Below are 20,704 nucleotides of genomic sequence, written 5' to 3' on the forward strand. Positions count from 1 at the left end.
AGGGGTGTCTGGACGGAGGAGGCCACGTCACCGCCAGTGACGCCCTACCTCCAAGCCCGGTCCTTTAGGACCGGGTCAAGTTGACATAGAGGGGGTCGGCGAGATCCCGCAGGGACTCCATGATCTCCGGAGCGAAGGCGATGGGCTCCTCCAGGTCCTCGTACACCTGCTTGATGTACTGGCACTGATGGTCAGCGACCCAGCTGTCGTCCATCCACCAAGGGAGCTTGAGGCCGTTCTCGTGGGCGACGTCAGCGCTGTGGACGGCCAGTTCGGCGACCGACTCCTCCACCGTCATGGTCTCGATCGGGAACCGCTCGGGGGCGAACGGTGCGAAATGAGAGCCGGTCGGTCGTGTGGGGTCCAGCAGAAGGTCGGCGATATGTTCGGCGATGGCCGGGGAGCAGTGGAATCCGTCGCGGTAGGTACCGGTGGCCGATGCTGCACGGGCCGATCACGGGGAAGCAGTCGAGCGAGATGGGGCGCACGCCCTGCAGCCATCGGACGATGGGCCAGGAGGCCATACGCCGGTCGATCTGTTCGCACACCGAGTTCAGCATGCCCTTGCCGGCGCCGAACTCGGGCCCGGCGACCGGGGTGCTGGTGATGACGTTGGAGGCACCGAAGTACTGCTGTCCGCTCGCGGGAAGGGGCACCGTGTGCATGCCGCACGTCGCGGCCCGGTTCGGGGTACGGATGACGTGGCGGGCCGCGGGCGTGGCGGCTCGACCACCAGGGCGAGGCCGGTGCCGTGGAGCAGCGGGGGCATGGCACCGGGCGGCAGTTCGGGGGCGGCGAGAGCGGCGCTCTGGCTGCCTGCCGCGAGCACTGCCGTGCCCGTGTCGATGCGGCTCCCGTCGCTCAGGTGGACACCTTGCATCTTGCCCCGGCCGGTGCTCAGGCGGCTCACGGTGTGGGGCGCCATGGTGATGTTGTGCCGGCGGCAGGCTGCTTCCAGCGCGCTCAGTACGCGGCGGGCGTCCACGGCCCCCTCACGCGGCAGGTAGAGCGCGTGGAAGGGGCGCGCAGCGAGGTCGGGTGAGAGGCCGTCGATCTCGACGTCGGTCGGGTCGACGTACTCATGAGGCTCGTCGTGCTCGGCCAGAGCGGCCCGGATGGCCTTGAAATTACGTGTGGCGACCCGCCCCGAACGGCCGCCCAGTACGACGAAGGTCCCCTCCACGCGGCTGGCGCGCAGCGCGTCGCCTTCCGGGCCCGCCGCCGCGGTGAGCATGTCCAGCCACTGGGGCCACATGTCCAGCGCTTGTCGTCCGATCGCGAACTTCGCCTCGGCCGCCGGGTGCCGGGCCGTGTACTGGGTGACCTCGCCGAAACAGTTGAACATCGCACCAGCTGCGGCTGAGGCGGCCCCTGGCCTCTCAGGCGGTCCGATCACGGCGACTCGAAGCGCGGGCGCGCGCCGTGCCACCGCGACGGCGACGGACAGTCCCAGAACGCCGTTGCCCACAACGACGACGTCGGCCGAAGGCCTGGTGGGCATGTGCTTCTCCCGGAGACCAGGCGCCGCAGCATCATGTGTGGTTCTCATAGGTACATGTCATCCCCGGTAGCGCTGCCTGGCCACCAGTGCTAGGCCAGGTTGGCCCCGCGTCGTCCAGGTCAGGCGTTGCGGCGTGCCGGGCGTGCATGGTTTCACTCCTTGATCGTTCACTCCTTTGTCGCGTCGGATTCGAGGTGTGATCACAGGGGGGTGCCGCTGCCGTACGGGGCGTACAGGTCAAGCAGCCGAGTGCGGGACAAACGCAGTCGCCGGGCGACGATGTTGCCCACCCACTGGGTGACCGCGTAGCCCAGGGCAGGGTCGTCCTGGCACATGGCCCGAACGGCCACAGCGTCGAACTCGTATGCCCGTACGGGCGTTGTGGTCTCGGCTCCCAGATGCCAGGAGTGTGGTCCGAACATCCAGGACCAGCCGACGAGTTCGTTGTGACCGAGAGTCTCGATGACGGCTGATCGCCGACCGGGCACGTGGACATCGAGGGCGATCGTGCCGGTGCGGATGATCCAGAACCGGTCGGCACGTCCGCCTTCCTCGAAGAGGCGGGTTCCTTGCGGGACTGACACCTCGCGTGCGATCCGCATCAACCGCTGCCGGAGCTCGGCGGGCAGGACCCGCAGCATGCCGTGTGAGGTCGAAGAATTCATGACGGCCCTCCAGGACGGGCGTTTTGACCTGTCGCATTCAGCATGTGTCGGAGCTGCGGGCACCGGCTATGGGCCACCCGGACGTTCGGCCGGGCCATCTGGTCCCGCGTTCCTGGTTGTCGTCGCTCTCGGTCACGTATCGCGGGGCTTCGGGGATGTCCGTGTGCGAACATCTCGTCCTTTGCCCGCGAGTACGCCTCCCAGCGCGTGATCGACTCCAGGTCGCTCGGCAACCGGGACCGTCCCGGTGCGGCACATCTGAGCGCGATGCGCGCATGCCGCGCTCGCCCGCGCGACCGAGTCGGTCCGGTCGCGCGGGCGCTTCGCGTTCTCCTGCGCTTACCGCGGGATGGAGAGCATCTGTCAGGCGTGCGGAACGATCGCGACCGCGCACCGGGCGTGGTGGATCGCCGAGTGCGCGGTCCGTCCCAGACGGGCCCCCGCAGGGATGCGGCGGCCGACTACGAGCAGGTCGGCGTCCGCGGCCGACTTGACGAGGTGATGGCCGGCCAGACCGTGTACGAGCCGCTCGGTGACCTGTGTTCCCGGGAACTTGTGCCGCCAGGGAGCGAGGGCTGCCGTGAGGTGGCGGGATTTCGTGGCCGCCGGATCGCTGGCATCAGCGGAGGGGACCAGGGGAGTCGCCCAGGCGTGTACGACATGGAGCGGGGCGCGGCGGGTGGAGGCAGTGAAGAAGGCGAACTCCAGCAGCTCGTCGCAGGGCCGGTACATGTCCAGGCCGAGCACGATTGGACGGCCTAATCCTTCTGGCGATGGCTCTCCCTCGTCCTCGGTACGGTCTTCGGCCCGCACCAGGACGACCGGGCAGTGGGCTCGTGCCGCGACTGCCAGAGCCACCGAACCGACCAGGACGCCGGCGAGCGCGCCGAAGCCGCGCGAGCCGAGGACCAACAGAGCCGATGATCCTGACGTGGCCAGCAAGGCCTCCGTCGGTGGTCCGGTGACCTGCTCGTGCAGGATTTCCTGGGTGGGGTGTGCGTGGGAGATCTGCCGGACGGCGCGGTCGAGCGCGCCGCTCTCGCGGTGGAACGGGACTTCGATCTCCGGCAGGTTGATGCGTTCCGAGGGCTGGTCGTAGGCGTGGACGATGTGGAGCGGCAGAGCGCGGTGCAGGGCTTCGCGGGCCGCCCAGTCGGCGGCGGCCAGGCTCTCGGGCGAGCCGTCGATGCCGGCGGCGATGGTCTGCGGTGTGGGCATGCTGTGCACCTCCGGGGTGCGGTCGGAGGATCAACCCGTCCAGGTCCAGTCGGCGACCTCCGGGAGGTCGGTGCCGTGTTCGCGGATCCAGGCATGGTGGCGGCTGCGGGTGTCGGCCATGGTCTGACGGACGTGCGCGGCGCGGACGGCGAGGCCGGGGACGCGGTCGATGACGTCCATGACGAGGCGGTAGCGGTCGAGGTCGTTGCGCACGACCATGTCGAAAGGCGTGGTGGTGGTGCCTGCCTCCTTGTAGCCGCGTACGTGCAGATGCGCGTGGCCGGTGCGGCGGTAGGCGAGACGGTGTACCAGCCACGGGTAGCCGTGGTAGGCGAAGATGACCGGCTTGTCGGCGGTGAAGAGCGCGTCGTATGCGGAGCCGGACATGCCGTGCGGATGTTCCTCCCGGGGCAGCAGTCGTGTCATGTCGACGACATTGACCACGCGCACGGCGAGTTCGGGCAGGTGGTCGCGTAGCAGGCCTGCCGCGGCCAGTACTTCCTGGGTGGGGACGTCTCCCGCGCAGGCCAGCACCACGTCGGGCCCGCGTTCACCGCTTTCGGTTCCGGCCCATCCCCAGATGCCGGCGCCGCGTGCGCAGTGGCTGCGGGCTTCGTCCAGGGTGAGCCAGTCGAAGCAGGGCTGCTTTCCGGCGACGACGACGTTGACGTGGTCGCGGCTGTGCAGGACGTGCTCGGCCACGGACAGCAGGGTGTTGGCGTCCGGCGGCAGGTAGACGCGGACGACCTCCGGGCTCTTGTTGAGTACGTGGTCCACGAACCCGGGGTCCTGGTGCGAGAAGCCGTTGTTGTCCTGGCGCCAGACGTGCGAGGTGAGCAGGTAGTTGAGGGAGGGCACCGGCGCGCGCCACGGCAGCAGCCGCGAGGTTTTGAGCCACTTGATGTGCTGGTTGACCATCGAGTCGACGATGTGCACGAACGCCTCGTAGCTGGAGAACAGGCCGTGGCGGCCGGTGAGGGTGTAGCCCTCCAGCCAGCCCTGGCACAGGTGCTCGGAGAGGATCTCGGTGACGCGTCCGTCCCCGGAGAGGTGCTCGTCGGTGTCGAGGGTCTGGGCCTGCCAGGCCTTGTCCGTCACGTCGTACAGCGCGGTGAGGCGGTTGGAGGCGGTCTCGTCGGGGCCCACGACCCGGAAGTCACGGCGCTCGGAGGTGTCCGCCATGATCCGTGCGAGCAGGCCGCCGAGGACCCGGGTGGGCTCGTGCAGGGTGGCTCCGGGCTTGTCGACGGGGACGGCGAAGCGCTCCAGCGGCTCCGTCGGCAGATCGCGGGTGAGCAGTCCGCCGTTGGCGTGCGGGTTGGAGCCCAGGCGCCGGCGGGCGGCGGGGACGCAGTCCAGAACCGCGGGGGAGGGGCGGCCGTGCTCGTCGAAGAGTTCCTGCGGCCGGTAGGAACGCAGCCACGCCTCCAACTGCTCCAAGTGGTCCGGGTTCTCGCGCACGGAGGGAAGAGGGACCTGGTGGGAGCGCCAGGTGCCTTCGACCGGTACGCCGTCCACGGCCGCAGGGCCGGTCCAGCCCTTGGGAGTGCGCAGCACGATCACAGGCCAGCGTGCACGGCCGTGCCCGGTCGCGCTCCGCGCGGACTGTCGGATGGCGGCGATGCGGTCGAGGGCCTGGTCCATGGCCTTGGCCATCGCCTGGTGGACCTTGCGCGGGTCGTCGCCGGTGACGTGCAGCGGCTCATGGCCGTAGCCCTTGAGGAGGGAGTCCAGTTCGGCCTCGGGGACGCGGGAGAGCACGGTCGGGTTGGCGATCTTGTAACCGTTGAGATGGAGGATCGGCAGGACCGCGCCGTCGTGCACCGGATCGAGGAACTTGTTGGAGTGCCACGAGGCGGCCAGCGGGCCCGTCTCGGCCTCGCCGTCACCGATCACGCAGGCCACCAGCAGGCCGGGGTTGTCGAAGGCGGCGCCGTAGGCGTGCGCGAGGGAGTAGCCGAGCTCCCCGCCCTCGTGGATCGAGCCGGGAGTCTCCGGTGCCACGTGACTGGGCACACCGCCGGGGAATGAGAACTGCCGGAACAGCTTCGCCATGCCCTCCGCGTCCCGGGTGATGTCGGGGTAGGTCTGGCTGTAGGAGCCCTCCAGCCAGGAGTTGGCAAGCACGGCCGGGCCGCCGTGCCCGGGGCCCCACACGCACAGGGCGTCCAGATCGCGCTCTTTGATGACGCGATTGAGGTGGGTGTGGACGAGGTTGAGGCCGGGGGAGGTGCCCCAGTGGCCAAGGAGGCGCGGCTTGATGTGCTCGGGCCGCAGCGGCTCGGTCAGCAGGGGGTTGCTCATCAGGTAGATCTGGCCGACGGCCAGGTAATTGGCGGCGCGCCAGTGGGCGTCCAGGGTCGTCAGTCGGGCGGATGCCACGGTGCCTCCAGCGTGTAGGGATGCGGGGTATGTCTCTGCGTTTACGGCGCGTGTTCAGGCGTGCGGGACGACAGCCACCGGGCATGCCGCGTGGTGCAGCACCGCGTGGTTGACCGGGCCGAGCTGCATGCCGACGTGCCCCTTGCGACGGCGGGCGCCGACCACCAGGAGATCCGCCGTGCGTGAAGCGTCGAGGAGCACGGTGCGCGCGTGGCCTTCGACGACCTTGCGGCGGACCGCGATGTCGGGATAGGCGGCCAACGCCTCCCGCAGGATCTCTTCGACCTGAGCCGTGGCACGTTGCTGATGTTCGTCGTGGACCGCCGTGGGGAAGTCGGGAACTTCCAGCGCCGGGCAGCGCCAGGTGTGCACGACGGACAGGGAAGCGTCTCGTGACTGCGCCTCGCGGAAGGCGAAATCCACGGCGAGGGTCGCCTCTTGCGGCAGGTCGATGCCGAGGACCACGCTGCGGAAGCCGCCCTTCACGTTCTTCTCGTGGCCGCGTACGACGATCACCGGTGACGCCGCGTGCGCGGCGACGGAGAGACTGACCGAGCCCAGCAGCAGCTCGGTGAGCTCACCGCGCCCTCTGCTGCCGACCACGACGGCGCCGGCTTCGGAACCGAGTCGCGCGAGCGCGACGGCCGGGTCCTCGGACAACACCTCGCCCGTCACCTTCACGGCACTGGTGCGGCGCTGGGCCCGCTCGACCGCCGAGGCCGCGATGTGGTCCGAAAGGGCCTGTACGGACGGCCGGTTGATGCCGAAGGACGGTTCGTGCCCCTCGTACCACTCCCACCGCGACGCATGGACGACCCGCAGCGGCACACCGTACGAAACGGCCACGTCCACCGCCCAGTCCAGCGCGCGCAGACTCGGATCCGAGCCGTCGACTCCGGCGATCAGGGGCTTGTCGGGCTTGTTCACGGTGCCACCACCTTCCGGCATGCCCCTGGCAGGGGCTCTGCTCCGGACGGTTCCACCGAGAAGACCGGCCGGGGAGGGGCGAACCGGCCCCGGTCGGGGACATTCGGCCCCTGTCGAGGCTGCCGACACATCCGCACAGTGGCAGCACGGCCCGGCGGAAGGAGGGGCGATGCCCCATCGGACGCGTATCGCGGTGATCGGCGTCGGCAACGAGTTCCGGTGCGACGACGGCCCGGGCCGGGTGGCGATCGACTGGCTCCGCGAGTGGTTCCGGCGGGCGACGGCGGATCAGCTACGGGCAGGTCGCTGCCGCCCGCCTGGCGGAGGAATGAGCGCGATGTGCCCGGGCATCCCGGCCGGGCCCTGGAGATCAGGGACGATGCCGGATTCCGCGTGCCACGGTCGACGTCGGGGGCGTGCGACGCGAGGCATGCCTCGCCTGCACACCGACGACCGCGCGGTCGGCATGTACGTCATCGTGCACGTCGGATCCGCCATCACCGAGGTCGACGAAGCCGAGGGCGAGCAGACCCTGGCCGTCCTGCGAGCGATGGCCGGGGCTGTGGAGGCAGAACTCGGCGGGTCGCTGCGCGGATCGGTCATATAGGGCCGGTCGGCCCTCGGCCGTACCCGGCCAGCCCCTGGGGCGCCGCACCTGACCGACCGATCCTCGAAGGGACGAACTGCCGTCAGGAGGCCCGAGATGACGCACGACGCGCGAAGCCGACCTCCGGTCCACGCCCTGCTCGCCGACGGGACGACGACCTGCATACGGGCCGTCCGACCCGACGATCACTCCCAACTGCGCGGCCTCTACGAGGAGATGTCACCGGAGAACCTTCGGCTGCGCTTCTTCACGGCGAGCCGCCGGTCCGCGGCACAAGCCGCGGACCGTGCATGCGCCGCGGCCCGCCCCGGGTACAGGGCGCTCCTGGCCGAGACCAAGGACCAGATCATCGGTCTCGCCGAGTACGAGAGGGCGGGCGAGCCCGAAACCGCCGAGATCTCGCTCGCCGTGGCGGAGGGCCTGCACCACCGGGGGGTCGGCACCCTGCTTCTGGAACACCTGGTCTCCGCCGCCCGCGCCGATGGCATCACCGCGTTCACCGCCGACGCGCTCGCCGAGAACCACGAGGTGCTGAGGGTCTTCGCCGGCCTCGGGCTGCGCACCGCCCGTTGCTTCGACGGCCCCGAGGTGCGCTGCACCATCCAGCTGGAGGAGGACGAAACCTACCTGACGGCCGTCGAGGAGCGCGGCAGCGCCGCCGACGTGGCCAGCCTCCAACCGCTGCTGAGGCCTGGCTCCATCGCCGTCGTCGGCGCGGGCCGCAAGGCCGGTTCGGTCGGCCGGGCCGTCCTGCGCAACCTACGAACGGGCGGCTTCACCCGGCAGCTCTTCACCGTCAACCCGAGCGTCTCGTCGCTGATGAGCGTGCCTGCTTATCCGTCGGTCGGCGCATTGCCCCGGGTCCCCGACCTGGCGGTCCTGGCGGTACCCGCGTCGGCCCTGCCCGCCACGGCGGAAGAGTGCGGCAAGGCGGGTGTGCGCGCCCTGGTGGTCGTCACGGCCGGCCTGGACGCCGTCCAGGCAACCGCCCTGTTGGCCACCTGCCGGACGTACGGCATGCGCCTGGTCGGCCCGAACTGCCTCGGCGTCTCCAACACGGACAAGGAGGTGGCGCTGGACGCGACCTTCGCCGCCCGCCGTCCACGTCCCGGCACGGCCGGTGTCGCCGTGCAGTCCGGGGGAGTGGGCATCGCCCTGCTGGACGGCCTGTCCCGCCTGGGCCTTGGCATCTCCACCTTCGTCTCGCTCGGTGACAAGTACGACGTGAGCGGCAACGACCTGCTCCAGTGGTGGGAGTGCGACGGCGTCACGGACCTGGCCCTGCTGCATTTGGAGTCCTTCGGAAACCCCCGGGCATTCTCGCGGACGGCGCGACGGGTGACCAGGCGCATACCCGTTCTCACCGTCGACGCGGGCCGCACCGACGCCGGCAGGCGTGCCGCCGCCTCGCACACCGCCGCCGCGGCCCCGCGGACCATGACCCGGCAGGCCCTGTTCACCCAGGCCGGCATCACGGCCACCCGAACGATCGCTGAGCTCATTCAAACCGCCGCCCTGCTGCACTCCCAGCCCGCGCCCGACGGAAACCGCGTCGCCATCATCACCAACGCGGGCGGTGCGGGAGTCCTCGCGGCGGACGCCTGCGCCGAAGCGGAACTCACCCTGCCGCTGTTGCCGGCCGACCTCACCGCCGACCTGCTCGCCGTCCTGCCCGAGGGCGCATCGACCACCAACCCGATCGATGCCACCGCGGCCGTCAGCGAGGATCAGCTCAGGAAGTGCGTGGACCGGCTCACGCTGTCCGGCTCCGTCGACGCCGTCCTGGTGGTACTGGTCCCCACTGCGGTCGCCACGGCGACCGGGGCCGACCTCGCCCGGGCCCTCACCCAGGCACCCGGTCGGCATGCTGGAGCTGTTGTCGCGGTCCGCCTCGACCAGGAGCTGCCCGTGCGGCTGCTGCCCACCACGACCACCGGCTCCATACCGTCCTACGCCGATCCGCAGTCCGCCGCCCGATCCCTGGCCCACGCGGTCCGCCGCGCCCGGTGGCTGTCCCGGCCGCCCGGCAGCGTTCCCGACCTGGCACGGATCGAGACGGCGCAGGCCCACGCCGTGGCCGACGCCTGGTTGGCCGGTCACCCCGAAGGCGGCTGGCTGGATCCGCGTACCTGCGCCGAACTCCTCGCCTGCTACGGCATACCCCAACTCCGCTGGGCCTGGGCCGAGACCGAGGACGAGGCCGTCATCGCCGCCGAGCGGTTGCGCGGTCCGGACGGCCGGGTCGTGCTGAAGGCGCACTGGCCCGGCCTGCTGCACAAGAGCGAGCAAGGAGCCATCCACCTCGACCTGCAGGGAGACGCCCAAGTACGGGCCGCCTTCCGAGACTTCGAGACCAGGTTCGCCGGGCTGCTGTCCGGGGTGGTGGTGCAGCCGTTGGCCGAGCGTGGCACCGAAATGTTCGCGGGCGTCGTCCAGGACGAGGTTTTCGGCCCGCTGGTCCTGTTCGGTCTTGGCGGCAGTGCCACCGAGCTGCTGGCCGATCACTCGGCGCGCTTGGCTCCGCTCACCGATTTCGACGTCCATGACCTGATCACCTCGCCGCGCTGTGCCCCGTTGCTCTTCGGCCACGGAGGCGGCGGGCCCGTCGACCTCGAAGGCCTGGAGCAACTGCTGCACCGGCTGTCGCGGATGGCCGGCGACCTGCCGCAGCTTGCCGAGGCCGACTTCAACCCCGTCCTGGCACGTCCCGGCGGCGTCACGGCACTCGATGCGCGCGTACGTCTGCTGCCGCGGACCGCCCATGACCCGTATCTGCGCCGGCTGCGCTGAGGAGGAGACAGAGACAAAGCACAGCAAGATCGGCTCTGTGATGACCGGTGAGGTCGTCGGCGCCCGGTACGGCACGCCGTTCAAGGACGTGGCCAAGCTGATTGCCGAGCAGCGCATCAGGGGGCTTCCCGTGATCGACACGGACGAGAAGGTGATCGGAGTGATCTCCGAGACCAATCTGCTCGTGCGAGAGGCGCAGGCCCCCGTCCCGGACCAGCGGCCGAGTCGCTTCCGACTACGTCGGACGAGCCCGTCGCCGCAGCGACGTCGTGGAGGCGTGGGCCGCCTGCGGCATCACGGCCGCCCCGGCCCCCGCGTGAGCTGAGATGCTTGTTGTACCGCGGCGAATGGATCGAGAGCCAGACCCTGCACATCTACCTCCTGTGCGCTCCCGACGTCCCGGGCTGCACGGCCTTCCTGGACCACGTGCACGAGGCGCAGCTCCCGCACTCCACCACCCCACTTCGCTCGTGCAGGCGGTGTGGTCACATGGTCAGTCGACGGGGTCTTCGGTCCATACGAGCGTCCTCGGGAAATCCGGGTGTCTGTCGGTCACCTCCCACTCTTCGTCACCCGGCAGTATCGCGATCCATGGACGCGGCGAGGACAGCAGGTTTCCCACGAAGTCCAGCGCGCTGGTGAAGGAATGCCAGAGGGGATCACGTTCCCGGGCGAAGCCCTGCTCGATGTCCCACCAGCCGATACGGCCTGTCCTGATGTCGACCAGGAGCTGGGTAACGCTCAACGCCGCGAACGGCACGAGAAAGGGTTTGTCTCCTTCTGCCAGGTTGCAGTCGTCCGGTGCCGCGTACTTCAACCAGGTCGCACGCTTCTTGAGGATGTCCTCGACGCCCAGGAGCGTGAACCTCGGCGGGAGAATCACGGTCAGGCCTGACCCGTTGTGGCGTAGCAGCGAGCGCTCGACATCATCCGGCAGCTGCCCGCCGAGAGACTCGTACAAGGCATCCAGGTCTGCGCGAGTACACGGAGCCGGCAATGGGTCTTCCTCCGGCGCATGCCGGGCTATCCAGCGTTCGATCTTTCCCCACGATTCCTCGACGCTCACGCGCCCTCCTCCACCCGGCTGGAGGCCAAGGATCCCAACTCGTCAACGGGCAAGACACCCGCCGGAGTTCAGAGGTGGTTTCCGAGTGATGGCCTCGGAGCAGTGTCGTTGGGGCCCATCCGGCCCTGGCGCGCCGCACCAGCCACCCGACACGATCTGCATGAGGGCCGTCGACACTCAGGGGGCGATCATGGCCGCACGTACGTTCTCGCCGGAACACCCGATCCGCGTGTTCCTCCTCGACGATCATGAGGTCGTGCGCAGGGGAGTCCACGACCTGCTCGACGCGGAACTCGACATCTCGGTCGTCGGCGAGGCAGGCACCGGCGAGCAGGCCATGGTCCGTGGTCCCGCCCTGCGTCCGGACGTGGCCGTCCTGGACATCCGCCTGCCCGACAGCGACGGCATCACCGTCTGCCGCGAACTGCGCTCGCAGATGCCGGAGGTGGCCTGCCTCATGCTGACCTCCTTCGATGACGACGACGCCCTCCTGGACGCGATCATGGCGGGCGCGGCAGGATACGTACTGAAACAGATCAAGGGCACGGATCTGATCGACGCCGTCCGCACCGTTGCCTCCGGCCAGTCCCTGCTCGACCCGGCCACCACGACCCGGTTGATGAGTACGCTGCGGGGTCCGGCCGAAGCGGCGGCCTCACCGGACGACAAGCTGGCGGGGCTGACCGATCGTGAGCGCAGCGTCCTGGCCCTGATCGGCGAGGGCCTGACCAACCGCCAGATCGGCCAGCGGCTCTACCTCTCCGAGAAGACCGTCAAGAACCACATCTCCCGGCTCCTGGCGAAGCTGGGAGTCGAACGCCGCATCCAAGCCGCCGTGATCGCCGCCCACTTCGACTCGGACCGTCCGACCTGACCGCACCGCACTCACCGGCCCGGCAGCGGAACCTGCCACTCCAGGCATGTGCCGCCATCCGGTCCGCTCCCTGTGGTCAGCGTGCCGCCCAGCCCCTCGGCCCTCTCGGCGATGTTGCGCAGACCGCTCCGACGCCCGCTCTCTTCCATGCCGATGCCGATGCCGACGCCGTTGTCCGTCACGCTGAGCGTCAGCTGCCCCTTTCGTACGACGACGGAGACATCCGTGGCCGATGCCCGGGCGTGCCGGGTGATGTTGGCGAGCGCCTCGCTCAGCACGGCCACCGCATCGTCGGCCACGGTGGCGGGAACATCGACGTCGATCAGGCCCTCCATGCGTAGCGCGGGGGTGAAGCCGAGGACAGCAACCGCTTCCTCCAACGTCCGCGCGACCCGCCCGCGTAGCCCGGGACCGCCCACGGTGCTCGCATCATGAGCGCGGAGACCGAAGATGGTCGATCGAATGATCTTGATCGTGGTGTCAAGATCGTCCACTGCCCGTGTCAGGCGCTCGGAAGCCTCGGGATGCCGGACGAAACGCTGCGCGCTCTGAAGGGTCATGCCGGTCGCGAACAGACGTTGAATGGCAAGGTCGTGCAGGTCCCTGGCGATCCGGTCCCGGTCCTCGAGCAGACTGATCTGCTCGGCGTCCCGCCGGCGGCCCGCCATCTCCAGGGCCAGCGCGGCCTGTCCGGCGAACCCGGGCAGGGGAGCGATCTCGGCCTGGCGGAAGGAAGGCCGGCCGGTGCGCCGTGCGAGAACCAGCACTCCGCGCAACCCGTCGGCCGTACCCATGGGAACAGCCACCGCCGGGCCCATTCCCTTCCACCTCTCCGGGGCGAAGGTGACCCGGGGATCACTGGCCACGTCTTCTGTGGCCACCAGCCCGCCGTCGCTCAACGCGGCTCCGGCCAGGGTTCCTTGTCGCGGAATTCGCTGGCCTTGGTGCACCTCAGCGCCCTCACCGAGGGCAAGGGCCTCTTGCAGCTCTTGACTTTCGGCCACCACCAGATCCACCACGCCGATGTCGGCCGCAGTGATCGCCAGGGCGCGCTCGACCATCAACTCCAGTACGCGGGCCTCTGGCGTTCCGGACAGCAGGGCGTTGGTGAGCTCGGCGCCGGCGGTCAGCCACCGCTCGCGCAGGCGCGCCTCTTCGTAAAGCCGGGCATTCTCGATGGCCACTCCCGCAGCCACGGCAAGGGTGGACAGCACCGCCAGGTCCTCGGCGTCGAACTCGGTCCCGCCTCGCTTCTCGGTGAGGTAGAGGTTCCCGAACACCTTCTCGCGTACTCGGATGGGCACGCCGAGGAACGTGTGCATGGGCGGGTGATGAGCCGGGAAGCCGGACGAGGCCGGGTGCTCCGAGAGCTCGCGAAGCCGCAACGGCTCGGGGTGCCGGATCAACTCGCCGAGCAGCCCGTGCCCCGAGGGGAGATCGCCGATCTGTGCCTGGACCTGGCCGTTGATCCCCACCGGCAGGAACTCGTCCAGTTTGCGCCCCGCGCCGATGACGCCGAGCGCTCCGTACTCCGCGTCCACCAACGTCACGGCGGTCTCGACGATGCGCCGGAGCACTTGAGGGAGATCCAGCTCTCGCCCGACCGAGAGCACCGCCTCCAGCAGGCCCTGCAACCGGTCCCTGGTGCCGCGGACCGCGTCGATGCGTACCTGGAGTTCTTCGAGCAGCTCATCGAGCCGTAAGCGTGGTAACTGCTCTGAGCTGCCGCGCTGTTCGCCGGCCATGCGCTGCCTCCGCCGGGGTGTGTCGGACAGGGCGTACACGTGTGCCCCAAACAGTAGCCATACGACGGGGAAGCGGGAGAGCGTGACGAGACCGATTCCGGCACGAGGTCGGGAAGTTTCGCGTGCGGGACGGCGAGGGGGCTCTACCGGTGGCTCGATCGCGTGCGCAGGCCGGCCTCTGTGCCAGTACCTCTGAGGACGAGCCGCGATCGCTCCTCAGCCGCCTCTCCCCACACGGAGAGGGGCACTGCCGACGAATTCACGTCCCGTCACCAGCTCGGCATCGACGCGAACGAGGACGTCTGCGGGCGATCCGGCCCGGGCGTCCGGGCCGGATCGGGAGAGCCGCTCGTAGACAGCCGGTTCGTTCACCACCGTGGACCTGCCGATGACCACGACGCTCCAGCCGGAGCGCGCGGCGGTATCGATCTCGTCCGCCTCGAAGGCGACCACGGCGCCGTCCAGTGCGCGGCTCAACTCCGAGTCCGCCGCGACCCGCACCAGGACGGTGGTGTCGGCGTCGAGGCTGAAATGCACGAGACAGACGGCGGGCAGAGCATCGCGAGTGTGGACGATGCGACCGACCGAAGCCCTGGCCAGCAGGCGCAGAGACTCCTGCCGGTCGAGTTCCCGGACCCGGTCGCCGAGCACATCACTCACCCCCTCCCACAGACGCAGGGACCGCGGTGATCCCGCGTCCGCTCACGCTGTCGAGCTCTATGCGCACCCACAGATCACACCGTCCGCCGGCCCCGGGGGGAGCTGTAAGCCTGGTCCTGCAACCGGCGCGCGGCGCCAGGGTCGGACACAGCCCTGGCGCGGCCGCGGACGAGTACGCTCCAGCCGCGGCTGAGAGCGTCGTCGATGGGGTGGCGTGCGGCCCGGCCGAGGCCGGGCGGCTGGTCGACACCGCCGCCGCAGAGCTCCGCCGCGGTGGTTTCCAGAGCGCCGGCCCGCCCCATGTTGCCCCGCGCGCCTGCGGTCGTTGCCCACCCGGCCTTCGAAGGCTGCTCTCCGGTCATGGGATCTCACTCCTTGGGAGAAGAGGGCGCCGTGCGGGCCAGGGCGGTATGGGACTGGCCGCCGAGGACGACCTTGAGCGCGCCGGTGCCGGCCGCATGGGAGAACACGTCGTACGCCTCTTCCATGCTGTCCAGCGGGAAGGTGTGGGTGGCCATGGACGACGTGGGCAGTCGTCCGGCCGACAGCATGCGCAGGAGCGTGGGTGTGGAGGAGGTGTCCACGAGACCGGTGGTGATCGTCACGTTCTTGATCCACAAGTCTTCCAGGTGCAGTGTCGCGGGCTTGCCGTGCACGCCGACGTTGGCCACGTGCCCTCCGGGCCGCACCATGCGCGTGCACATCTCGAAGCTCTCGGGCACCCCTACCGCTTCGATGACGACATCTGCCCCGAGTCCGTCGGTGAGGTCGGCGACCAGCTGCTCGGGTCCACTGCCCGCGTCGACGGTCACGTCGGCACCGAGACGCTTGGCCGCGTCGAGCCGGGTGTCGGCAAGGTCCACGGCGATGATCCGTTCCGGGGTGAACAGTCCTGCCGTCACGATCGCGGCGAGCCCGATGGGGCCGGCCCCGACCACGACGACGGTGTCACCCGGCTGTACGTGGCCGTTCAGCACGCCCACCTCGTAGGCGGTGGGAAAGATGTCGGCCAGGAGCACGGCGTCCGCACTAGCCACCGAGCCGGGCAACGCATGCACGGACAGATCCGCGTGAGGCACGCGGACGTACTCGGCTTGCGTGCCGTTGATCCGGTGTCCGAGGATCCAGCCGCCGCCGCCGAGGCACTGGCCGTAGGAGCCCTTGCGGCAGAAGCGGCATCGGCCGCACGCCGTGATGCACGAGACCAGGACCCGGTCGCCGGGACGCACCGTGCGCACATCGCTTCCGACCTGGACCACTTCACCGACGGCTTCATGGCCGAGGACCGTTCCGGGGCGTACTTCCGGCACGTCGCCCTTGAGGATGTGCAGGTCTGTTCCGCAGATCGTGACGGCGTCCACCCGGACGATCACGTCGGTGGCCTCCTGGACGCCGGGGTCGGGGACGGAGTCCCAGGCGGACTGGCCCGGACCGTGGAAGACGAGTGCCTTCATGACGATTCCTCTCCTGGGCCCCTGACTCGGGTTCCTCCAGCCTGTCGGGAACAGGCGCTCCCCGCATGGGCCGATCGGTCCCATTAGCCGAACCGGACCGGCCCTGTCTCCGCGTCGGCAAGCGGTCACCGGGACGGGGGTGGTGCCGAGTGGTGCCGAAGATCCCGCTGGCCGATATCTGCTGGCCGGCCGGCCCGAAGGCCGGGAGACTCAGGTGCTGTGGACATGGGTATTTCTGGTTTCGAGCCGTCGTTCCTGACGGGGGTCAACGCGATTCGGCAGGCGCACGGATCGAGCCTGGCGGCGCTGACTGATAGGCGGCTGACGGGGTTCGCGCTGGTGCGGTTCGTCGAGGACGGGGACTGGTTCGCCGACTGCCCGGTGGTGCTGGCCTTCGACGGTATCCAGGTGGAGGTGTGCCACTGGAAGTTCGACGAACTCTCGATCGGCTGGGACACGATCGACACCGCGGCGACCATCACCGGTTGGGAGTGGTCCGAGTTCACGCCGCAGTGGTCTCACGAAGATGAGAGCCTCGAACCGTTCGTCGGCCGGGAACTGCGAGAGGTCACGCTCCTTGAGTGGCGGCCGGCGGAGCATGATTTGGCGGCTGGAACGGTGGCGGTGGAGTTCGTCTTCGCCGGCGGCTGCCTGCGGATCGTCAACGGCCTGGACGAGAATCGCATCGAGGTCGATGCGCCCCACCGGGGTTACGTCCGGCACAGGCTGGGCCGTTGACCATCACTGGCGGCCGGTCTCTCTCCGGTCGCCCTCGATGACCGGCAGCAGGGCAGCTTGCGCTGGGATGCCGATCCGTGCTGCGGCCTGGTGGACTCGGCTAGTCCTCGCCCGGCGTAAAGCGGAAGAGCGGATCTGTGACAAGCCGATCTCTTGTTACGGTGCTGATCGTCAGGGGTGGCAGCGGGAGAGCTCATGAGTGCGTAGGCATTTGCGTATGCGGCCCCGGATCCTGGCTCCGCTGTGACGAGTGGCAGGGCAGACTCTTCCGACAACACCCTTGCGTCAGGAGCCCACGTGGTTGCACCCCGGTTCGCAATCGCCCTGCTGGGCTGCACGGCCCTCCTGCTCACGGGTTGCGCAGGCAATGGCGGGAGCCGGGACGGGACAGCCGACGGTACGGGGGAGAGCCGCCCGGCGCCGCGCGATCGCGACGGCCGTAGCGAGCCCGGCACCGGCGACTTCGACAAGGACGGCTATGACGACTTCGTCACCGTCGAGGCGAACCGCGCCTCCGGCGGGTCATGGGCCTGGCACGTAGTCGTCGTCCCGGGCTCGAAAGGCGGACTGGACGCGGCCCGCGCCACGCGTTACAGCGACGTCTACAGCGGCCCGCTGCTCCGCGGCGACCTCGACGGCGACGGCTTCACGGACCTGGTCGCCACCCGTGAACCCACGCGACCGGGCCGGAAAACCGAGCCGGGCGCCGCCTACCAGGCAGTGGTCATGTTCGGCGGTATGAACGGCCTCGGCAAACCGGTGACCGTGACCGCCAAGCGCCAGTTCCTCGCGATGGCCGTGGCTGATGTCAACGGTGACGGGGCCCTCGACCTGATCGACCGCGGCAAGGGGGCACAGGAGAAGGACCCCTCCCGGATACCAGGGCGGATTGCGTACGGCCCGTTCGGCCGGGACGGCGCCCCGGCCCGGCTGGTGGAGCAGGACTGGAAGGCCGCCGGAGGCGGGGCCACCGCCGGCGACTTCGAGGGCGACGGCTTTGACGACCTGCTCTTCACCGGCAGCCCGCCGTACTCGGACGACGAGGAGCCGGGCTCAGACCCGATCCCGGCAGCCGCCTACTTCCGCGGCAGCTCTGACGGGCCTGTCCCGGCCGCCCTGCCCGAGGGCCTGGACAACAGCACCGAGGACGGAGTCCTGACACCGCTGGCCGGCGACGCGGACGGCGACGGCATCACCGACCTCCTCGTCGGAGGAGGGGGCATTTCGTCGCCGGCCGACGGCCTCGACGCGGGACAGCTCACCATCGTCTACGGCGCCGCGGGCGGCCCTGGTACGGGCCGTCGCAACACGGTCTACGACCAGGAGACCCCGGGTATCCCCGGCGATTCGCAGGGCAGGGACATGTTCGGCGCCGTCTCCGGCACCGGCGACGTGAACGATGACGGGCATCCCGACCTGGTGGTCAACACCCCGGGCGAGGACAAGGCGGGCCGCTTCACGCTGCTGCCCGGCGCAACCGACGGCTCCGGCCCCGACCCGTCCCGGTCCACCGCCTTCGACGCGAAGACCTACGGCCAAAAATCGATCAGCGCCACCCTGCCCCTGCTGGACATCAACGGCGACACGCATGCGGACGTGGTGGCCGAGACGCCGGACGGCCTCCTGCTGTTCCCGGGAGGGAAAGCGAAGTTCCCCGCCAAGGCCCCGAAACTCACCGGAGCCGCGAAGGTGGGGATGGACTCGCGGAACTGACGCCGCGGGCTTCATCCCTGATCTCGCGTCGGTATCCCGCCGGGTGAAACCGGTAGGGGCTCTCCGGATGTGGCGGAAGCCGTGTTCGGGTTGCCGGGCCCGAGTGGTGGGATCACACGGAGGTGCGGCGGCCCGCGGGTCAACCGGCGGGCCGCCGTGCAAGCTACATTGCCTGGGCGCGCGGTTTGCCGTCTCCGCGTCGCGCGCCGGTACCTGTCAGCAGGTCTTGCCGGCGTACCAAGCGCCCTGGTAGTCAGGCCAGCCACCGCTAAGGACCGGCGCCCGCCAGCGCACGACTGGAGGAGCGGGAGCGAGAGATCACCGCGCAGGCCGGGGCGGCCCGGGAGGAGAGCGCGGGTCCGCCCGCGTTGCCGGGCGGGTACGACAAAGCTGTCGAAGAGGGCCGGATCACCCGCAAGACGCTGCTGGAGATGCCCGATCCACCCACGCCCCTTCCGCCGGCCCCGACGCTGCCGGACCATCCGGCCTGCCAGCCGATCATGGCCGTGTTCTGCGCGGCCGACTCCCCGCTCCGCGCGCGGGCGGTATGCGAGGCCATGGACCTGGCGGTTGCGCCCGACAACATCAACAATGTCCGCCTCAAGCTCAAGCGGCTGGCTGATCGAGGAATCCTGATCGAGCCCGGGCAGGGGCTGTTCACCCAGCCGCGGCCATAGCCGCCCGGCGAACCCCCGAGCAGCAGACTTCGACTTACCCGAATGCCCGAAACGGGCGTCAACTCACACGCCCACTGAGGGATCCGACGAAGGTCGTCCAAGCGTCGGCCGGGAAGAGGACGACCGGTCCTGCGGGGTTCTTGCTGTCGCGGAGGGGGAGGCGGGCGGGGGCAGGCGGAGTCGTTCACTTCGAGGCAGTCACCGCTGGTGCCGCCGCTGCAGGAGGACTTGCACTAGTCGGTCAGGCGCGAGGCGTAGTGAAGTAGCTTGTCGGGTGGCCGAGTTGGGTGCCTAACGGAGGATCGACATGACGCTTCGCCTTCCCCCAGGACAACGTGCCATCAGCGGGTTCCCGCGCTTTGGCAAGGACCTGAAGAACCCGCCGCCGCCCATACCGGCGGATCCGGTGATCGAGCTGGGGGGCGTTCTGACGGAGGGCGTCGCGCTGTCGGTGGCGGAGTTGGGGAAGTTGCCGCGGCGCGAGGTCCGGGCCGACTTCCACTGTGTGGCCGGGTGGTCGGCGACCGGTCTGGTGTGGGAGGGGGTCGCGTTCAAGGACTTCTACCGGGTGCTGGTGGAGCCGCGGCTGCGGCCGGGGGCGGTGGTGAGCCACCTCGTGTTCGTGGGGTCGGACGGGATGCGGGCGCTGGTGCTGCTGGAGGATGCGCTCGGTGAGGACGTGCTCGTCGCCGAGCGGCTCGGCGGGGAGCCGCTCACCGGCGATCACGGGGCTCCGGTACGGCTGGTCAGCCCGTGGCAGTACGGATACGTCAACATCAAGCACCTCTGCCGGATCGAGTTCCACGCCACCGAGCCCCGGGCCACCGACCCGTGGTCGCCTCTCGCGGCGCACGCCCGGGCCCGGGTGTGGAAGGAGGAGCGGCACCGCCGGTTGCCCGGCCGGGTGGTGCGGCCGCTGTACCGGGGGGTGGTCGTGGTGATCAGGGCGCTCAGTGCGAAGGGTGGGAGTGCGCGACAGGGGTGACGGCTGGGGGCGATGGCAGATGCTGCGGGCGTCGTCGTGGCGCCCATACCGCCCTTAAGACGGGCAAAGATCAACAACCCCCTGGCCGAGGGCCTTTCCATTGTGGCCCTAGCGGTTGGCCCTGGCATGGAGGCCGCCCAGGATGAGGTCGGTCAGCGCGGTGACCGCTTCGCCCTCGGTTGCCCGTCCGCCGTTCAGCTCGGCGGCCATCGCCTCCGCCGCGCCCAGCATGCCGACGCAGTGCAGCCGAAGGGCTCGGGGTGCAAGGCCGGAGTGCGGCAGCAGCGCCGTGACCATCAGGTCCGTGTAGCTGTCCGTCAATTCGTGCTGGATGGCCTCCATTTCCGGGCTTCCTTTGAGCGCGGCGGAAACGGCGCTGAGCTCTGGCATGTCGGTGGCGCAGGCGAAGTAGGCGGCGCTTATGACGCGTGCGACCGCACCGGCGTCGGGTACGGCATCCTGCAACGCCTGTGTGATCGCGGCCCGGTGGCGTTCGTCGAGCCGTCGGTAGAGCGCGAGCAGCAGGCCCGGTCGGGTGGCGAAGTGGCCGTATGTGATCGGTCTGCTCACCCCGGCCGCTTCCGCGAGGGTGACCAGCGTCAGACCGTCCGTGCCGTGGGTACGCACGATCGCCACCGCGGTGTCGAGCAGTTGCTCCCGTCTGGCCTGCTTGGACAGTCGGGTCGATGTGGTGGCCATGGT

At 69.8% G+C, this 20,704-nt stretch carries 20 protein-coding genes and 2 pseudogenes; 8 read left to right on the forward strand and 14 right to left on the reverse strand.

Annotated elements, in window-relative coordinates; translation table 11 throughout:
* Positions 1-64: 64 nt before the first annotated feature.
* The 7 genes and pseudogenes from IE226_RS36235 to IE226_RS36260 form a co-directional block, all read right to left on the reverse strand.
* Positions 65-298 (reverse strand): hypothetical protein, encoded by a 234-nt coding sequence (locus IE226_RS36235; protein WP_190085742.1) that lies wholly within the window; start codon positions 296-298, stop codon positions 65-67.
* A 255-nt stretch (positions 299-553) separates the two neighbouring features.
* Complete coding sequence (locus IE226_RS36240; RefSeq protein WP_190085743.1) at positions 554-1,501, reverse strand: FAD-dependent oxidoreductase; 948 nt, start codon at positions 1,499-1,501, stop codon at positions 554-556.
* Positions 1,502-1,701: 200 nt separating this feature from the next.
* Complete coding sequence (locus tag IE226_RS36245; protein ID WP_190085744.1) at positions 1,702-2,166, reverse strand: cyclic nucleotide-binding domain-containing protein; 465 nt, start codon at positions 2,164-2,166, stop codon at positions 1,702-1,704.
* A gap of 112 nt (positions 2,167-2,278) precedes the next feature.
* Positions 2,279-2,396: pseudogene (locus IE226_RS44365) on the reverse strand (polyphosphate kinase 2); the annotation flags it as partial.
* A 133-nt stretch (positions 2,397-2,529) separates the two neighbouring features.
* Positions 2,530-3,384: a universal stress protein gene (locus IE226_RS36250; RefSeq protein WP_190085745.1), complete on the reverse strand. Its 855-nt coding sequence runs from the start codon at positions 3,382-3,384 to the stop codon at positions 2,530-2,532.
* Between the two features lie 30 nt (positions 3,385-3,414).
* Positions 3,415-5,766: a phosphoketolase family protein gene (locus tag IE226_RS36255; RefSeq protein WP_190085746.1), complete on the reverse strand. Its 2,352-nt coding sequence runs from the start codon at positions 5,764-5,766 to the stop codon at positions 3,415-3,417.
* 54 nt (positions 5,767-5,820) lie between these two features.
* Positions 5,821-6,693, reverse strand: a complete 873-nt coding sequence (locus IE226_RS36260; RefSeq protein ID WP_229871757.1) for a universal stress protein — start codon at positions 6,691-6,693, stop codon at positions 5,821-5,823.
* A gap of 430 nt (positions 6,694-7,123) precedes the next feature.
* Here IE226_RS36260 and IE226_RS36265 point away from each other — a divergent pair, with 430 nt between their 5' ends.
* The 3 genes from IE226_RS36265 (at position 7,124) to IE226_RS45140 (ending at position 10,415) form a co-directional block, all read left to right on the forward strand.
* Complete coding sequence (locus IE226_RS36265; RefSeq protein WP_229871758.1) at positions 7,124-7,300, forward strand: HypC/HybG/HupF family hydrogenase formation chaperone; 177 nt, start codon at positions 7,124-7,126, stop codon at positions 7,298-7,300.
* A 96-nt stretch (positions 7,301-7,396) separates the two neighbouring features.
* The gene (locus IE226_RS36270) at positions 7,397-10,090 is read left to right on the forward strand and encodes a bifunctional acetate--CoA ligase family protein/GNAT family N-acetyltransferase (RefSeq protein ID WP_190085748.1); all 2,694 of its coding nucleotides are present in this window, start codon (positions 7,397-7,399) and stop codon (positions 10,088-10,090) included.
* Between the two features lie 40 nt (positions 10,091-10,130).
* A complete protein-coding gene (locus IE226_RS45140) occupies positions 10,131-10,415 on the forward strand; it encodes a CBS domain-containing protein (RefSeq protein ID WP_308429584.1) in 285 nt (94 codons plus the stop codon).
* 168 nt (positions 10,416-10,583) lie between these two features.
* Here the strand turns inward: IE226_RS45140 and IE226_RS36280 are convergent, their stop codons facing one another.
* Positions 10,584-11,156 (reverse strand): SMI1/KNR4 family protein, encoded by a 573-nt coding sequence (locus tag IE226_RS36280; RefSeq protein ID WP_190085750.1) that lies wholly within the window; start codon positions 11,154-11,156, stop codon positions 10,584-10,586.
* A gap of 190 nt (positions 11,157-11,346) precedes the next feature.
* Here IE226_RS36280 and IE226_RS36285 point away from each other — a divergent pair, with 190 nt between their 5' ends.
* Positions 11,347-12,030 (forward strand): response regulator, encoded by a 684-nt coding sequence (locus IE226_RS36285; RefSeq protein ID WP_190085751.1) that lies wholly within the window; start codon positions 11,347-11,349, stop codon positions 12,028-12,030.
* A gap of 11 nt (positions 12,031-12,041) precedes the next feature.
* On the opposite strand, the gene IE226_RS36290 is transcribed toward IE226_RS36285, so the two are convergent.
* The 4 genes from IE226_RS36290 to IE226_RS36305 all read right to left on the reverse strand — a co-directional run bounded on the left by IE226_RS36290 (position 12,042) and on the right by IE226_RS36305 (position 15,889).
* On the reverse strand, positions 12,042-13,775 hold the full coding sequence (locus tag IE226_RS36290; protein ID WP_190085752.1) for a sensor histidine kinase: 1,734 nt from the start codon (positions 13,773-13,775) through the stop codon (positions 12,042-12,044).
* A 216-nt stretch (positions 13,776-13,991) separates the two neighbouring features.
* Complete coding sequence (locus IE226_RS36295; protein ID WP_229871759.1) at positions 13,992-14,435, reverse strand: pyridoxamine 5'-phosphate oxidase family protein; 444 nt, start codon at positions 14,433-14,435, stop codon at positions 13,992-13,994.
* A 74-nt stretch (positions 14,436-14,509) separates the two neighbouring features.
* On the reverse strand, positions 14,510-14,797 hold the full coding sequence (locus tag IE226_RS36300) for a hypothetical protein (protein WP_190085753.1): 288 nt from the start codon (positions 14,795-14,797) through the stop codon (positions 14,510-14,512).
* 6 nt (positions 14,798-14,803) lie between these two features.
* A complete protein-coding gene (locus IE226_RS36305; protein WP_190085754.1) occupies positions 14,804-15,889 on the reverse strand; it encodes a zinc-dependent alcohol dehydrogenase family protein in 1,086 nt (361 codons plus the stop codon).
* 225 nt (positions 15,890-16,114) lie between these two features.
* On the opposite strand from IE226_RS36305, the gene IE226_RS36310 reads away from it, so the two are divergent.
* The 3 genes from IE226_RS36310 to IE226_RS44370 all read left to right on the forward strand — a co-directional run bounded on the left by IE226_RS36310 (position 16,115) and on the right by IE226_RS44370 (position 19,017).
* A complete protein-coding gene (locus IE226_RS36310; protein ID WP_229871767.1) occupies positions 16,115-16,627 on the forward strand; it encodes a hypothetical protein in 513 nt (170 codons plus the stop codon).
* Positions 16,628-16,924: 297 nt separating this feature from the next.
* Positions 16,925-18,340, forward strand: coding sequence for an FG-GAP repeat domain-containing protein (locus IE226_RS36315; RefSeq protein WP_190085756.1), 1,416 nt, complete (start codon positions 16,925-16,927; stop codon positions 18,338-18,340).
* 431 nt (positions 18,341-18,771) lie between these two features.
* Complete coding sequence (locus IE226_RS44370) at positions 18,772-19,017, forward strand: hypothetical protein (protein ID WP_229871760.1); 246 nt, start codon at positions 18,772-18,774, stop codon at positions 19,015-19,017.
* 58 nt (positions 19,018-19,075) lie between these two features.
* On the opposite strand, the pseudogene IE226_RS44375 reads toward IE226_RS44370, so the two are convergent.
* Positions 19,076-19,144, reverse strand: a pseudogene (locus IE226_RS44375) (hypothetical protein); the annotation flags it as partial.
* 180 nt (positions 19,145-19,324) lie between these two features.
* On the opposite strand from IE226_RS44375, the gene IE226_RS36330 reads away from it, so the two are divergent.
* A complete protein-coding gene (locus IE226_RS36330) occupies positions 19,325-20,002 on the forward strand; it encodes a molybdopterin-dependent oxidoreductase (protein WP_190085757.1) in 678 nt (225 codons plus the stop codon).
* A 108-nt stretch (positions 20,003-20,110) separates the two neighbouring features.
* Here IE226_RS36330 and IE226_RS36335 read toward each other — a convergent pair whose 3' ends face one another.
* Positions 20,111-20,701 carry a TetR/AcrR family transcriptional regulator gene (locus tag IE226_RS36335; RefSeq protein WP_190085758.1) on the reverse strand — a complete coding sequence of 197 codons (591 nt, stop codon included), beginning with the start codon at positions 20,699-20,701 and terminating at the stop codon, positions 20,111-20,113.
* Between the last annotated feature and the right edge of the window lie 3 nt (positions 20,702-20,704).

This window comes from Streptomyces longisporoflavus (assembly GCF_014649775.1).
GTDB classification, from domain to species: domain Bacteria; phylum Actinomycetota; class Actinomycetes; order Streptomycetales; family Streptomycetaceae; genus Streptomyces; species Streptomyces longisporoflavus.